This window comes from Dickeya chrysanthemi NCPPB 402 (assembly GCF_000406105.1).
Classification (GTDB): domain Bacteria; phylum Pseudomonadota; class Gammaproteobacteria; order Enterobacterales; family Enterobacteriaceae; genus Dickeya; species Dickeya chrysanthemi.
On the sequence record NZ_CM001974.1, the window covers coordinates 2,313,910 to 2,328,995 of the forward strand.

Below are 15,086 nucleotides of genomic sequence, written 5' to 3' on the forward strand. Positions count from 1 at the left end.
CAGGGCTGAATACTGGCTATCATCATTTAGCGGGGGCTAATAAACTCTTGCCGATTGCCAATACCACGCCGGCCTGACGCTGCTGTGCCGGTTCAAACATTTTATTATCGACCAGTGTAACCGGCTGGATTTCCACCACCCGACCTTTCACCACGGCAGAACATAACGAATGCACGACCTGATCATTCAGGATGGTCAACAGACAACGGAACCTTGGCGCGCCATCGGCAACCAGATCCTTTTTTTCCGGCCGAATACGCTGGCGCAGCATTTCTTTCTCAGAACTGGCGACCACCGCATCCAGTTCATTATCACCGACAGTCGCCTGCCCACTCGCCGTCGGCGGCATATAAATAGTCACCAATGTCTTACGTTTAGTGTCCGTATCGACATATTCCGCCTGCACCGAATGCTCTTTCGCATCCACTTGCACACCCCGACGTTTCAGGCCGTCAATCACTGTCGGTAAGGCATCAGCCAATTGTTGTGAGGTATAACCGGCAATCAGATCCGGATTATTGTTGTCGGCAAAACCATAGAGCGGCATCGCCAGCAACAGACCACACAGCCCTTTCGTTATCACGCCCTTACTCATTTTCTTGTCTCCTTCATGCCTAATTTTTTAATCATCATTCCATCCCCTGATTACACTATATATCGCATTGCTGATTTATCAGTGTGATAGCGCCAACTTTTAGCGCGATTGCGTCACTCCATCCCCCCAATCCTGTGTGATAAACCATTGTAATCCGGATTTCGCCGCCGGATTTATGCCAATCAAACGTGACAACGTCACTAAAAATACTGGCGTGCCGCATCATGGCAACTATAGTTTTGATGGGTAAATCAGTTTTGATGGGTGAATCAGTTTTGTTGAGCGAATCGACACCTTAATGTCTTCGGCATGACCGCGGTTTTGCCGCGCAATACTCACCGCACAGCAAACCAACGCAACGGAAAAGAGGGAACATCATGAAACTAAAAGCATTAATTCTGTCCGGCCTGTTGGTCAGCGCGGTAGCCCACGCGGCCAGCACCACGGTAACGTTAAAAGAGGCGCTACCGACAGGAGACGGCGATACCCTTGGCGATATCACGATTACCGAAACGGAATACGGGCTGCTGTTCAGCCCCAACCTGAAAGGGTTGCCCGCGGGCATCCACGGTTTTCATATCCATGCCAACGGCAGTTGCGCGCCGGGTGAACAAAATGGCAACAAAGTACCGGCTCTGGCCGCGGGCGGACACCTGGACCCGTTGAAAACCGGTAAACATCTCGGCCCTTATAACGACAAAGGCCATCCTGGCGACCTGCCGGGGCTGGTGGTTAATGGCGATGGCACCGCCAGTTACGAAGTGCTGGCCCCACGGCTAAAATCGCTCGCGGAAGTAAAAAATCACGCGCTGATGATTCATACCGGCGGTGATAACTACGCGGATACGCCGAAAGAACTCGGCGGCGGCGGCATGCGTATCGCCTGCGGCGTCATTCAATAACACAAGGTTGGCCGATGTAGCCTAAAACAGACGGTATCGGCCCCCTTTCCAGATAGTCTCCAGCAACCTACACGCTACGTCATAGAAGTAAGGCAACCTTAAGAATACATTAACTAAGCTAAATATTTACCAGATGTTACAAAATGTAGCAATTGCCATGCAATCGCTACAGTAACGAGGGTAATTATCGGTGTGATCCTGTACACGGAAATGAATTTCTTACTTATTTCAGTGAAATCAGGTGATCAGGATCACCCTACGCACTGATGGCATCTCGTAGGATGAACTGGGCTTCCCATTAAATTAATTTAAATATAGGGAGTGGGAATATTATGTCTTCTTTCCTGAGCAATATCACAATCCCGGGTTTAAAAAGGAATCGCCCTGCTCGTGGGGCCTATCGCTGTGATGCTTTGCCCACCTCGCTGTCGGCACTCGGTTTACCATCAAAACCGGGTTTGCTGTTGGCATTTGTGCCGCCCGAAGCCAACTTTTCGGAGGTCAACCGCGCCTGGCAACGTTTCTCTGCGCCTAATCGAACCGTTATTACTCTGTCGTCTACAGGGGCATTGTGCAGTCAACGTAATAACTCCACGTACTGCGACATGAACAGCCCGTATGGTAGTTGGCTATGGATGCCGCAGTCGCTGATCGCCAAACATGAAGTGCATCTGGTAGACCTGCACGTGCATGACAAGCACAGCGCCCGTGCCAGAATCGAGGGGATCAAGCGGGAGCTGGAACGTCTGAATGTCAGCATGCCGCTCTCTTCGGATAACACCTTTGCGCTGATTTATTGTGACGGTCTGGCGGCGTCGGAAGGGTTTCTGATGCAAGCCTGGTATGCCTGTCGCCGTTTCCCTTGTCTGACTATCGGCGGTGCAGCGGGCGGACGGCTGGACTTTAGCGGAACGTACATTGGCGCCGACAATGCGGTACTGCAAGGAAAAGCGGTGATAGTGTTCTGCCAAATGGCACCCGGCAAGTCCTTCGCGCCATTCAAGAGCCAGAACTTTGAACCGACAAAACAAAGCTGGCTGGTCGCAGAGGCGGACCCGGTCGACCGCACAGTGAAGTCCGTTTTTGACGCCAGTGGCCATGAGCAACCTATTATTGAGGCGATCGCTTCATGCCTGCGTTGTCAGCCGAATCAAATCGGTGAACATCTGGCGGGAAAAACCTTTGCAGTTAAAGTCAATGACGAGTACTTCGTTCGCTCGGTGGCTTCAATCAAAGAAGACCACATTTCTTTTTTCTGCGATCTGGAGTTCGGCGACCGTCTGTACCTTATGCAATCAACAGATTTTATCTCCACCACCGAGCGAGACTGGCAACAGTTCGTCTCGCAATACGGTAAACCGGATCTGGTTCTGCTTAACGACTGCGTACTCCGCCGGGCAGGCAACACCGAACTGGAACAGGCCCAATTCTTCGATCAGGTGCCTGCGGCAGGGTTTTCCAGTTTTGGCGAAATTCTGGGGGTCCCTATCAACCAGACGCTGTCGGCGTTGGCCTTTTTCGATCGCGATGTGAAAGCCATGACGCACTTTCCGGTCGAATACGCGGCCTATGCCGGGCACTATGCCCAGCGTGCCTTACGGCGTTGGGAAGCGCTGCATGACATCCAGTCCAACGTGGTCAAACAAGTGGTTGATTATGAACAGGCGCTGGTCCCCTTGCTGACGACCATGCCCCAACTGGAACAGGCGACGCTAAGGCAAAGCGATACGCTGGATATCGCCCAGACGAGTATCCGCGCGATCAGTGAATCCGCCTCAAAAACCCAGGAAGCGCAACTCCGCCTTGAAACCGGCCTCAACGATCTGGAACGCATTTCAAAAGGCATCAGCCAGATTACCAGCGGCATCAACGCTATTGCCGATAAAACCAATCTGTTGGCATTGAACGCGGCGGTGGAAGCGGCACGGGCGGGAGAAGCCGGACGGGGATTCGCCGTGGTCGCCGAAGAGGTACGCAAACTGGCCAGTTCGTCCAAAGAACAGGTGGATGCCACTACTCACAGCATCAACGAAGCGGTTCAAACCATCGCGCATATTCGCTCCATTGCACAGCAAACGGTCACAACGACGGCGCAAATGGCGGATAAAAGTATCTCGGCGGCGAATCAAATCGCCGACATGAGTGCGGAGACAGATAAAGACCGGAGCAATATGACGTCTAATCTGGGTAACCTTAAAAACCTGGCCAAAGGCATGGATGCGATGCAGGATGCGGTTAACCAGTTGACTACACTTCAAAAACTGGCGTCATCCTAAACCCCGCCCCAATCGGCGGCGATGTCGGGTTGCCCGATTATCGCCGCCGTCCCTTTCTGAAAAAATCCTGCAGTTTTTATGTGACAGACGACGCTATTAAAGCGACAATGCCGCCACGATCAAATCAGGTTAGCGCGTCATTATCATTGACCGGCGTTTTATAACACGATATCCATGCAGACATTTTTATTTGATTCGCTTTCCACGCCCATAGGGGAATTATTATTGATAACCGATGAAAATTATCATCTTAGGGCGGTGGAATGGCGTGAATATGAAGAAAAGCTCTATCAATCTCTGAATAAGCGTTATCGTCACGATCCGTTTGTGTTAAAGGCCTGTAATAACCCCGGTGAATTAACCGATACCCTGCGCGCTTATTTCGCCGGCGACCTCAATATTATTGACGCCTTGCCGGTAGCCGCAGCGGGTACCGACTTTCAGCGGCAGGTATGGCAGGCGCTTCGCACGATCCCCTGCGGTAGTACCACGACCTACGGCGAGCTGGCCGCCAGACTCGGACAACCCGGCGCTGCACGCGCTGTTGGCCTGGCGAACGGTTCTAATCCCGTCAGTATTGTGGTCCCCTGTCATCGCGTCATCGGCTCACAGGGCACGCTGACCGGTTATGCCGGCGGTATTCATCGTAAACACTGGCTATTAACCCATGAAGGGTATTTGCCGCAGCAAGATTTATTCAATACCCGTCGATAAGTTAGCGAGCGTCGCGAGTTAACGGGTTAAAAACGCCCAATATACCCAAAATAATTCGAGTTGCAGGAAGGCGGCAAGAGAGAGAATCCCGATGAGCTTACTCAGGTAAGTGATTCGGGTGAACGAACGCAGCCAACGCACCTGCAACTTGAAGTATGACGGGTATATCATGGTAAAAATATTAATAAGCTCACTATTTACTGACCAGTTCCACAGATAGTGGCTCTTATCAGACCCAATAAAAGCTGTTAAAATTGACCAATATCAATTATCGCCTGAGTAAAGCCTATGATTCCTGAAAAGCGAATAATCCGACGCATTCAGTCTGGCGGTTGTGCAATCCACTGTCAGGATTGCAGTATCAGCCAGCTCTGTATTCCTTTCACGTTGAACGAGCACGAACTCGATCAACTCGACAACATTATCGAAAGGAAAAAACCCATCCAGAAAGGGCAAGCGTTGTTCAAGGCGGGTGACGAACTAAAATCACTGTATGCCATCCGCTCAGGCACCATTAAAAGTTACACGATTACCGAGCAAGGGGATGAACAAATCACCGGTTTCCATCTGGCCGGCGATCTGGTGGGTTTTGACGCTATCGGCAACGCCCAGCACCCCAGCTTCGCTCAGGCACTGGAAACCTCCATGGTGTGTGAAATCCCGTTTGAAACGCTGGATGACCTGTCCGGTAAAATGCCTAATTTGCGCCAGCAAATGATGCGGCTGATGAGCGGCGAAATCCGTGGCGATCAGGACATGATTCTGCTGTTGTCGAAGAAAAATGCTGAAGAGCGTCTGGCTGCATTCATTTACAATTTGTCCCGCCGTTTCGCCCAGCGCGGCTTCTCGCCTCGGGAATTCCGTCTAACCATGACCCGCGGCGACATCGGCAACTATCTCGGTTTAACGGTGGAAACCATTAGTCGCCTGCTTGGCCGTTTCCAGAAAACCGGCATGTTGGCGGTGAAAGGCAAATATATCACTATCGAAAATACGGAGTTGCTGGCTGAACTGGCGGGTTCATCACGCAGTAAAGCTTAACTCTACCAGCCCTGTGCCGGATCAATGATTGCTCTGAATTGTTGATCCGGCTTCTATCACCAGTTGTTCAAAGCGATTTCCTTGCGTTACTCTTAACGGGCAGGCTGCAGAGTGACAGCCAACAGGAGGAGCTATGGCGAAGTATCAGAATTTACTGGTAGCTATTGACCCCAATCAGGATGACCAACCCGCACTGCGGCGTGCCGTTTATCTGGTCCAGCGACTGGGGGGGCGTATCAAGGCGTTTTTGCCCATTTACGACTTTTCCTACGAAATGACCACTCTGCTCTCTCCGGATGAAAGAACCGAGATGAGACAAGGGGTTATCGCCCAACGAACCGAATGGATTGCGGAACAGTGTAAATACTATCTTGATGCGGGAATTTCCATTGATATCAAGGTAGTCTGGCATAACAAACCTTATGAAGCCATTATTCAGGAGATTATTGCCGGTCATCACGATCTATTGCTCAAAATGGCTCACCAACACGACAGGCTGGAAGCGGTGATTTTCACCCCTACCGACTGGCAGTTATTGCGCAAATGTCCTTGCCCAGTCTGGATGGTGAAAGATCAGCCATGGCCGGAAGGCAGTCGTGCGCTGGTGGCGGTCAATCTGGCCAGCGAAGACCCGTATCACGACCCGCTCAATATCAAACTGGTATCGGAAGCGCTGGACCTGGCGCGTCAGGTGAATCAAACCGAGGTGCACCTGGTTGGGGCGTATCCGGTTACCCCCATCAATATCGCGATTGAACTGCCGGATTTCGACCCCGGCGTCTATAACGGCGCTATCCGCGGTCAACACCTGCTGGCCATGAAGTCGCTTCGTCAGAAATTCAATCTGGATGAACGTGTGACACATGTAGAGAAAGGGCTGCCCGAAGAGGTGATTCCCGACCTGGCGGAGCATCTGCAGGCGGGGGTGGTTGTGCTGGGCTCGCTGGGGCGCACCGGCCTATCGGCTGCGTTCATCGGCAATACGGTAGAACATGTGATCGATCACCTTAAATGTGATCTGCTGGCGATTAAACCGGATGACTTTGTTTCTCCGATCACATTGCAGGGAGAAAACGAGGCTAGCCATCAGGGCAAAACGGCCTGAGGGCCGAAAGGTCACACTACATAAACACGCTACAAGATACAGGGGCCATCGGCCCCTGGTTTATCAGAGGTATTCACTTTCCGAGAAGCCTGACTTACAAGGCCTTCAGAATTGCTTCGACGCTCTCTTTCGCATCGCCAAACAACATCTGTGTATTTTCTTTGAAGAACAGCGGATTCTGCACGCCGGCATAGCCGGTATTCATCGAACGTTTGAACACAATAACGTTCTGCGCTTTCCAGACTTCCAGCACCGGCATACCGGCAATCGGGCTATGCGGATCTTCCTGCGCCGCCGGGTTAACCGTATCATTAGCGCCAATCACCAGTACGGTATCGGTATCGGTGAAATCATCATTGATTTCATCCATTTCGAGCACGATATCATAAGGTACTTTCGCTTCCGCCAGCAGGACGTTCATATGACCCGGCAAGCGCCCGGCTACCGGGTGAATACCGAAACGGACGTTGATGCCGCGAGCGCGTAATTTAGCGGTAATGTCATGCACGGGGTATTGTGCCTGCGCCACCGCCATGCCATAGCCCGGCGTAATGATCACCGAGGTGGAATTTTTCAGTAATTCCGCCACCTCTTCCGCCGTGGTTTCACGATGTTCACCGACCGCGTCATCACTACCGGTAGACGAGCCATCCGTGCCGAAACCACCGGCAATCACGCTAATAAACGAACGGTTCATCGCCTTGCACATGATGTAAGACAGAATGGCACCGGAAGAACCCACCAGCGCACCGGTGACGATCAACAGATCGTTGCTCAGCATGAACCCTGCCGCCGCTGCCGCCCAACCGGAATAGGAGTTCAGCATGGAAACCACCACCGGCATATCCGCACCGCCGATAGACGCCACCAGATGCCAGCCAAACGCCAGTGCAATCAGCGTCATCAACAACAGCGCAAACACCTGCATACCGGTGCTCGCGGTTTTGACAAACACCAGCAGCAACAGGAATGATAATACCAGCGCCAGCAGATTCAGTTTATGGCGATTCGGCAGCATCAGTGGTTTGGATGAAAACAGACCACGCAGTTTGCCAAACGCGACAATCGAACCGGTAAAAGTCACCGCACCGATGAAAATGCCCAGAAACACTTCGGTCAGATGGATATTTTCCATGATCGGGTCAGCAATATCGCCTTCGCCGATAAAGCTGTTGAAACCGACCAGTACCGCCGCCAGACCGACAAAACTGTGCAGAATCGCCACCAGCTCCGGCATTTCGGTCATTTCTACCTTGCGTGCCAGATGCACGCCGATAGCGCCGCCGATCACCATCGCCGCGATAATCCACCCGACGTTGCCGGCATTCGGCCCCAGAATGGTCGCCAACAGCGCAATGGTCATCCCGCTAATGCCGAAAATATTCCCCTGACGTGACGTCTCGTGTTTGGATAAACCCGCCAGGCTGAAAATAAACAAAATTGCAGCAACGATATACGCTGCCGTCACTAATCCTCCAGACATCCGTTACCCCTTAATTCTTGCGGAACATTTTCAGCATGCGCTGAGTGACGGTAAACCCGCCGAAAATATTGATGCTGGCGATCAGCACGGCGATGAAGGAGAGGAAGGACACCCATCCGCCATGCCCAATCTGCAACAACGCCCCCACCACAATAATGCCGGAAATGGCATTGGTGACCGACATCAACGGCGTATGCAGCGCGTGGCTGACATTCCAGACCACGTAGTATCCCACCACGCAGGACAGCGCAAATACCGTAAAGTGAGACAGGAACTCTTTCGGCGCCACATTCGCCAGCCAGCCGAACAGCACGATGGCGATGGCAATAAAAATAAATTTATTCCAGGGTGAAGCTGGCTTGGCATCCGGCTTAGCTGCGGCAGCGGCAGCCGGTTTAGCCTGCTGCGGTTGTGCAGAAACCTGAATCGGCGGTGCCGGCCAGGTGAGTTCGCCGGACTTAATGACCGTCACGCCGCGAATCACGTTATCGTCGAAATCGATATCGATCTCGCCATTTTTCTCTTTACACAACAGCTTCAACAGGTTCACCAGATTGGTGCCGTACAACTGTGACGACTGCGTCGGCAAGCGGCTTGGCAGATCCGTATAACCGATGATTTTCACACCATTTTCCGTCACCGTGACCTGATCGGCGATGGTCAATTCGCAGTTACCGCCGGTCTGTGCCGCCAGATCAACAATCACGCTGCCGGGTTTCATGCTCTGTACCATCTCGCGGGTAATCAGACGCGGAGCCGGTTTGCCGGGGATCAACGCCGTGGTGACAATAATATCCACGTCCTGCGCTTGCGCGGCGAACAACGCCATCTCTGCTTTAATGAAAGCCTCGGACATCACCTTGGCATAGCCATCGCCACTGCCGGCTTCTTCTTCGAACGCCAGTTCCAGGAATTCGGCGCCCATGCTTTTAACCTGCTCTTTTACTTCCGGGCGGGTATCAAACGCACGCACGATGGCGCCCAGGCTCCCCGCCGCCCCGATCGCCGCCAGGCCAGCCACGCCGGCGCCGATAATCAACACCTTGGCCGGCGGCACTTTACCTGCCGCCGTGATCTGGCCGGTAAAGAAGCGCCCGAACTCATGCGCCGCCTCAACGATGGCGCGATAACCGGCGATGTTCGCCATCGAACTCAGCGCATCCATCGATTGGGCACGAGAAATACGCGGCACGGCATCCATCGCCAAAACAGTCACCTGACGCGCCGCCAGCGTTTCAAGCAACGCCGGGTTCTGCGCCGGCCAGATGAAGCTAATAATCGTGCTGCCGGCGCGGGTTAATTCGATTTCCTCATCCAGCGGCGCATTCACCTTAAGCACGATATCGCTCTGCCAGACCGCCGAGGTATCCAGGATCGTCGCGCCCGCTTGTGCGTAAGCACTGTCGTCGAAACTGGCGAGCTTGCCTGCCCCACTCTCAATAGCGACCTCAAAGCCCAGTTTCAGCAGTTGTTCCACCGTTTTTGGCGTGGCTGCGACACGGGCTTCATTGGCCAACCTCTCTTTTGGTACACCAATACGCATTGTGAATCCCTTTTCGTTGTCACGAAGGTTTTATATAGGCTGTATCAATCACTTGAAAAATAACTTGTCGCTGTTGCCGGCACCCTTGGCGGCAGCGATAAGTCCCTTTATAACCTACTTAAAATGGAATTAATGATCCACTGCTAAAACCATTACGTTCTAAAAGCAGAGTTATGGTAGGCGGCAGCGTCTGTTTACGGTCAAAAATCACAGCTAAAACAAGTTTTTCTAGCATTATTGCTATCACAATATTCAACGCTATCTCACAAAAAGGCACTGTTAACGCTTTGTTAACCACATTAATTGCGATAAATATGGTTTATAAAATGAATTCGATTATTAATCGTGATTATTTCCATTTTTCTTTTTCTCCGCCATCCGCCCGCCGAATTTGCGGAATTTGGCTTAAAATGCAGAGGCATAACATGATGTTCCGTGCCATAATCAGCGGCTACCACAGAACACGGCTTGGTACGTATTCACCGTATGCGTCAGGCGAAAGGATTGTTTATGAAGCTGAAAACTTGCGTTGTTGCATCCACTTTCTTATCAATAGTAGCGTTTTCGGCGCAGGCTGCGCAGGAACTTACGCCAGAGAAAGCAGAATCACTCAAACCCTTTGAACGTATTACCTTTTTTGGTCGTTACGATGCCATTTACGAAGCCGCTGCTGATGCGTCCCAAAAGGCAGATGAGCGTGGCGCCGTCGCTTTTTACATTCAGAGCACATCTGAAGTCAATGGCGGTCGTTGGCAGGTCACCGTTGATTTGTATAAGAAAGACGCGCCTGCAGCCGTCAAGGATACTTCTCACCGTGAATTCAGCGGCGTCAAAGAATTACCGAAGGATGAAGCCGTTCGTCTGGAACCTTATGACACCGTGACCATTACCGGTTTCTTTGCCAACCAACCGGAAGTCAACGAAGCGATCGGCAAAGCCGCCAAACAGAAAAATGCCTATTTCTTCTACATTGTTCGCCAGGTTGACATTAATTCCAGCGGTGCAACCCAGTCAATTACCGCCTTTGTTTATAAGAAAGATGCGCCGAAGCGTCAGGTACAAAGCCCTGATGCCATTCCTGCCGACTCAGAAGCCGGCAAAGCGGCTATTGCCGCGGGTGGCGAAGCCGCTTCAAAAGTGGAAATCCCCGGCGTGGCGACCTCTTCCAGCCTGAGCGACAAAGTCGGTAACTTCTTCCAGACTCAATCGTCATCCGTTGGTTCACGTTACAGTGTCACCATGCCTGACGGTACAAAAATTCAGGAACTGAACAACGCCACAGCCGCACAAATGGCGCCGTTTGATTCCATTACCTTCCGCGGCAGCTTCAGCAGCCCGACGGACATTTCTGAAGCCGTTGCCAAACAGGCTGCGAAAAAAGGCGCCAAGTTCTACCACATCACCAAAGAGTGGCAGGAAAAAGGCGACCATTACACCATCAGCGCCGATCTGTACAAATAATCGCAACCTGATGCATAAAAAACCGCCGACCGGCGGTTTTTTTATCTGGCGAGCAGCTTAATTGCTGGTATCTAATTCCGGAAAACTTTTAACCAGTTCGTCAATCGCTTTCATTTGTTGCAGGAACGGTTCCAGTTTATCCAGCGGCAACGCAGAAGGCCCGTCACATTTGGCGCTGTTCGGCTCTGGATGGGCTTCAATAAACAACCCGGCGATACCGACCGCCATCCCCGCGCGCGCCAGTTCCGCCACCTGAGCACGACGGCCGCCAGAGGCAGCGCCGAACGGATCGCGGCATTGCAACGCATGTGTGACGTCGAAAATCACCGGTGCGCCATGGGAAACCTGCTTCATGACATTGAAGCCCAGCATATCCACAACCAGATTGTCGTAGCCGAAGTTGCTGCCGCGATCGCACAAAATCACCTGTTCATTGCCGCCTTCGCGGAATTTATCCACGATATTCCCGACCTGTCCGGGGCTGATGAACTGCGGTTTTTTGATGTTGATGACCGCGCCAGTTTTCGCCATCGCTTCCACCAGATCAGTCTGGCGAGCAAGGAATGCCGGCAACTGAATAACGTCAACCACTTCAGATACCGCTTGAGCCTGCTGGGGTTCGTGCACATCAGTAATGATTTTCACGCCGAAAGACTGTTTCAGCTCCTGAAAAATCTTCATCCCTTCTTCCAGACCCGGACCACGGTAAGAATGGATGGAAGAACGGTTGGCTTTGTCAAAGGAAGCCTTAAAAACATAGGGGATGTCCAGTTTCTGCGTCACCGTGACATAGTGTTCGCAAATCCGCATCGCCATCTCACGGGATTCAAGCACGTTCATGCCGCCGAACAGCACAAACGGCAGATGGTTGGCAACCGGGATCGTCCCGATGTTAACCACTTTATTATTCATAACCTTACCTTATTGTCGGATAAACCAGATGCTCGGGTTTCAGGTAATTTCCCGAACTAGTGCAGCACAATCTGCTTCTGTTCAATGGAATGGATCTGCACTTTGATCATTTCGCTGACCGGATCTTCCGGGCACTGCTCTACAAAATAACTCAAATCTGACAACGCGATATGGTCGCAGTCCAGTTGTGCATAAATCAAACCGCGGTCGCGAATTTCATACGGATCTTCCGGGTCAAACTGCAACACGGCCTCACTGGCGCGTAAAGCCAGCTCCATCTGTTTTTCTTCCATCAGCGCCACCTTGAGCGTATCCAGCAGTTTACGGACAATCATGACGTTTTCCGCTTCATCCAGATCGCTGTCCAGCAGCCTGGCGGAAGGGCTGATGTTGCCCTTCAGCCACACCTCAAGCACATGTTCGCTCAGCGTATCGCCATTCAACGGGTTAATCAGCCACATTTCGTCATCGAGCCAGTCGGCGCGCAGAATCAATTGAGTGGGGAAAATCACCGGCATCAGCGGTAAATCCAACTGATGTGCGATATGCAAAAAGATAATACCCAACGATACCGGCATCCCCTGTCGGGTAGCCAGGACTTTGTCCAACCAGAGTACGTCAGATAAATGGTAAACGCCGCTGGCGCCGCCGAAGCCCCAGGTGTGGAAAAAGAGTTCAATCAACTGCTCCAGCTGTTGGTCTTGATCCAAATCGGCGGAAATGGTCGCACGCGCTTCTTCAACAAGTTGCTGCAGATTTTGCTTCACTTCCTGCACGGAAAAATCGCGGCGTATTGACTGGGAAACCAGGATCACACCTTCGCTTAAGGATGACTGGTTAAATTCAAAATCAGCAATAGAACTCATAGTTATTCCATCAAAGCAAAGATAACGTCAGCTACGCGCCTGAACCTGAAACAGCACATTTTATATTCGCTACCCGCACGCCGCGCGTGCCCGGTCGCCAGCGAATCGATAATAATGCCAAATCGAGAGTTCGTCAGCAGATCTGTCCGGAACCTCAAGCGATAATAACCGCTAATCATTATCAATGTGATCCTGCTCAAGCTGTAGTGCACGGCGTTCTACCATACATTCAGCGTCGGTTGGTCGCTTCGGCAGGCCATTGTCCCAACGTTACACGGTCATTATCGCCATAATCGCGGTAGGTTTTTACCTGCGCAAAACCGTATTGCGACAACAATGCCCGTACCGCTTGCCCTTGCTGCCAACCGTGCTCCAACAGCAGCCAACCGTCATCCAGTAAAAATGCGCCGGCCTGCCGGATAATCTGCCGTAAGTCGGCTAATCCGTCCTCTGCCGCCACCAGTGCGCTGACCGGCTCGAAACGCACATCGCCACGCGACAAATGTGGGTCATGCTCATCAATATACGGCGGATTGCTGACAATCAGTGAAAACCGTTGTCCAGCCAATGGCGAAAACCAGTCTCCCGGTAAAAATTGAGCATTATTAATTCCCAACCGGTGGGCATTATGGTCGGCCAGCGCCACCGCATCATGTTGACTGTCGATACCAACAACCCGGCAATCGGGGCGTTCATGGGCGATCGCCAACGCGATCGCGCCGGTACCGGTTCCTAAATCGACTACCGATGATGCGCCGGCAGGCAGGTGCGCCAGTGCATGCTCAACCAGACATTCAGTATCCGGTCGCGGGATAAGCGTCGCGGGCGATACCGCCAACGGCAGCGACCAGAACTCCCGATATCCGATTAAATACGCGATTGGTTCTCCGGTTACGCGCCGTGCCAACAGCGATTCCAGTGTCTGGTACTCACTGTCGGTCAACTCGGTTTCACCAAAAGCCAGTAGAAACGTGCGGCCCTTACCGGTGATGTGCTCCAGCAGGATCTCGGCGTCCCGTTTCGGGCTCTCACTGGCCTGAAGCCGGGTTATCGCCTGTTTCAACCAGTCCTGATAATTCATTATTCCTGCTCAGCCAGCGCCGCCAACTGGTCGGCCTGATATTCCTGTACGATGGGTTGGATCAGCATATCCAGCTTACCTTCAATCGCCTCGTCCAGGCGGTAGAGCGTCAGGTTGATACGATGATCGGTCACCCTTCCCTGCGGAAAGTTGTAAGTGCGGATACGATCGGAGCGGTCGCCGCTGCCCAACAGATTACGGCGGGTGGATGCCTCTTCCTGCTGGCGTTTTTGCATTTCCGCCGCACGAATACGCGCCGCCAGCACCGATAACGCCTTAGCTTTATTCTTGTGCTGCGAACGCTCATCCTGACACTCCACCACAATGCCCGTCGGCAAATGAGTAATACGGATAGCGGAATCGGTGGTGTTAACGTGTTGTCCGCCGGCGCCGGAGGAACGGAAAGTATCGATTCGCAGATCGGCAGGGTTGATGTCCGGCAGTTCCGCTTCCGGCACTTCCGGCATGACCGCCACGGTGCAGGCGGAGGTATGAATACGCCCTTGCGATTCGGTGGCGGGTACGCGCTGCACCCGGTGCCCGCCGGACTCGAATTTCAACTGACCGTAAGCGCCGTCGCCCACGACTTTGGCAATCATCTCTTTGTAGCCGCCGTGCTCGCCGTCGCTCGCGCTCATGATTTCTACCTTCCAGCGGCGGGATTCGGCATAACGGCTGTACATACGGAACAAGTCGCCGGCAAATAACGCGGCTTCGTCACCGCCCGTACCGGCGCGGATCTCCAGAAAACAGCCACGCTCATCATCAGGATCTTTCGGCAACAGCAGCACTTGCAGTTGCTGTTCCAGTGTTTCACTGGCCGCTTTCGCCGCTTTGAGTTCCTCCTGCGCCAGATCACGCATCTCCGGGTCATCCAGCATTAGTTCAGCCGTGGCGAGGTCATCCTGCGTCTGCTGCCAGCGCTGAAAGCAACGGGTAATGTCGGTAAGTTGCGCGTACTCGCGGGACAACGCCCGGAAACGGTCCATATCGGCAATCACGCTGGGTTCTCCCAGCAGCGCCTGCACTTCTTCGTGGCGCTCTTGTAACGCTTCCAGTTTAGCAACAATAGAAGACTTCATGCGGGCAGTTCAATCCTGTGTCGAA

Annotated in this window: 13 protein-coding genes; 6 read left to right on the plus strand and 7 right to left on the minus strand. The window is 52.6% G+C overall.

Annotated elements, in window-relative coordinates; all coding sequences use genetic code 11:
• Positions 1-22: 22 nt before the first annotated feature.
• A complete protein-coding gene (locus DCH402_RS10335; protein WP_040001004.1) occupies positions 23-595 on the minus strand; it encodes a hypothetical protein in 573 nt (190 codons plus the stop codon).
• A 377-nt stretch (positions 596-972) separates the two neighbouring features.
• Here DCH402_RS10335 and sodC point away from each other — a divergent pair, with 377 nt between their 5' ends.
• From sodC to uspE, 5 genes are all read left to right on the plus strand, one after another.
• On the plus strand, positions 973-1,497 hold the full coding sequence (gene sodC, locus DCH402_RS10340) for a superoxide dismutase family protein (protein ID WP_040001005.1): 525 nt from the start codon (positions 973-975) through the stop codon (positions 1,495-1,497).
• Between the two features lie 332 nt (positions 1,498-1,829).
• The gene (locus DCH402_RS10345; RefSeq protein WP_040001006.1) at positions 1,830-3,773 is read left to right on the plus strand and encodes a methyl-accepting chemotaxis protein; all 1,944 of its coding nucleotides are present in this window, start codon (positions 1,830-1,832) and stop codon (positions 3,771-3,773) included.
• 174 nt (positions 3,774-3,947) lie between these two features.
• Positions 3,948-4,487 carry a methylated-DNA--[protein]-cysteine S-methyltransferase gene (gene ogt, locus DCH402_RS10350; protein WP_040001007.1) on the plus strand — a complete coding sequence of 180 codons (540 nt, stop codon included), beginning with the start codon at positions 3,948-3,950 and terminating at the stop codon, positions 4,485-4,487.
• A 288-nt stretch (positions 4,488-4,775) separates the two neighbouring features.
• Positions 4,776-5,528: a fumarate/nitrate reduction transcriptional regulator Fnr gene (fnr, locus tag DCH402_RS10355; protein ID WP_012769793.1), complete on the plus strand. Its 753-nt coding sequence runs from the start codon at positions 4,776-4,778 to the stop codon at positions 5,526-5,528.
• A 133-nt stretch (positions 5,529-5,661) separates the two neighbouring features.
• Positions 5,662-6,633 (plus strand): universal stress protein UspE, encoded by a 972-nt coding sequence (uspE, locus tag DCH402_RS10360; protein ID WP_040001008.1) that lies wholly within the window; start codon positions 5,662-5,664, stop codon positions 6,631-6,633.
• 94 nt (positions 6,634-6,727) lie between these two features.
• On the opposite strand, the gene pntB is transcribed toward uspE, so the two are convergent.
• Both pntB and pntA read right to left on the minus strand, forming a co-directional pair.
• Complete coding sequence (gene pntB / locus DCH402_RS10365; RefSeq protein ID WP_040001009.1) at positions 6,728-8,116, minus strand: Re/Si-specific NAD(P)(+) transhydrogenase subunit beta; 1,389 nt, start codon at positions 8,114-8,116, stop codon at positions 6,728-6,730.
• Positions 8,117-8,126: 10 nt separating this feature from the next.
• A complete protein-coding gene (pntA, locus tag DCH402_RS10370; protein WP_040001010.1) occupies positions 8,127-9,659 on the minus strand; it encodes a Re/Si-specific NAD(P)(+) transhydrogenase subunit alpha in 1,533 nt (510 codons plus the stop codon).
• A gap of 510 nt (positions 9,660-10,169) precedes the next feature.
• Here pntA and ydgH point away from each other — a divergent pair.
• Positions 10,170-11,120 carry a DUF1471 family protein YdgH gene (gene ydgH / locus DCH402_RS10375; RefSeq protein WP_040001012.1) on the plus strand — a complete coding sequence of 317 codons (951 nt, stop codon included), beginning with the start codon at positions 10,170-10,172 and terminating at the stop codon, positions 11,118-11,120.
• Between the two features lie 57 nt (positions 11,121-11,177).
• On the opposite strand, the gene kdsA is transcribed toward ydgH, so the two are convergent.
• From kdsA to prfA, 4 genes are all read right to left on the minus strand, one after another.
• On the minus strand, positions 11,178-12,032 hold the full coding sequence (gene kdsA / locus DCH402_RS10380) for a 3-deoxy-8-phosphooctulonate synthase (protein WP_040001013.1): 855 nt from the start codon (positions 12,030-12,032) through the stop codon (positions 11,178-11,180).
• Positions 12,033-12,088: 56 nt separating this feature from the next.
• Complete coding sequence (sirB1, locus tag DCH402_RS10385; RefSeq protein WP_040001014.1) at positions 12,089-12,898, minus strand: invasion regulator SirB1; 810 nt, start codon at positions 12,896-12,898, stop codon at positions 12,089-12,091.
• Positions 12,899-13,127: 229 nt separating this feature from the next.
• A complete protein-coding gene (prmC, locus tag DCH402_RS10390; RefSeq protein ID WP_040001016.1) occupies positions 13,128-13,979 on the minus strand; it encodes a peptide chain release factor N(5)-glutamine methyltransferase in 852 nt (283 codons plus the stop codon).
• On the minus strand, positions 13,979-15,061 hold the full coding sequence (prfA, locus tag DCH402_RS10395; RefSeq protein WP_027712038.1) for a peptide chain release factor 1: 1,083 nt from the start codon (positions 15,059-15,061) through the stop codon (positions 13,979-13,981). Before prfA ends, prmC begins: the two co-directional genes overlap by 1 nt.
• Positions 15,062-15,086: the final 25 nt, after the last annotated feature.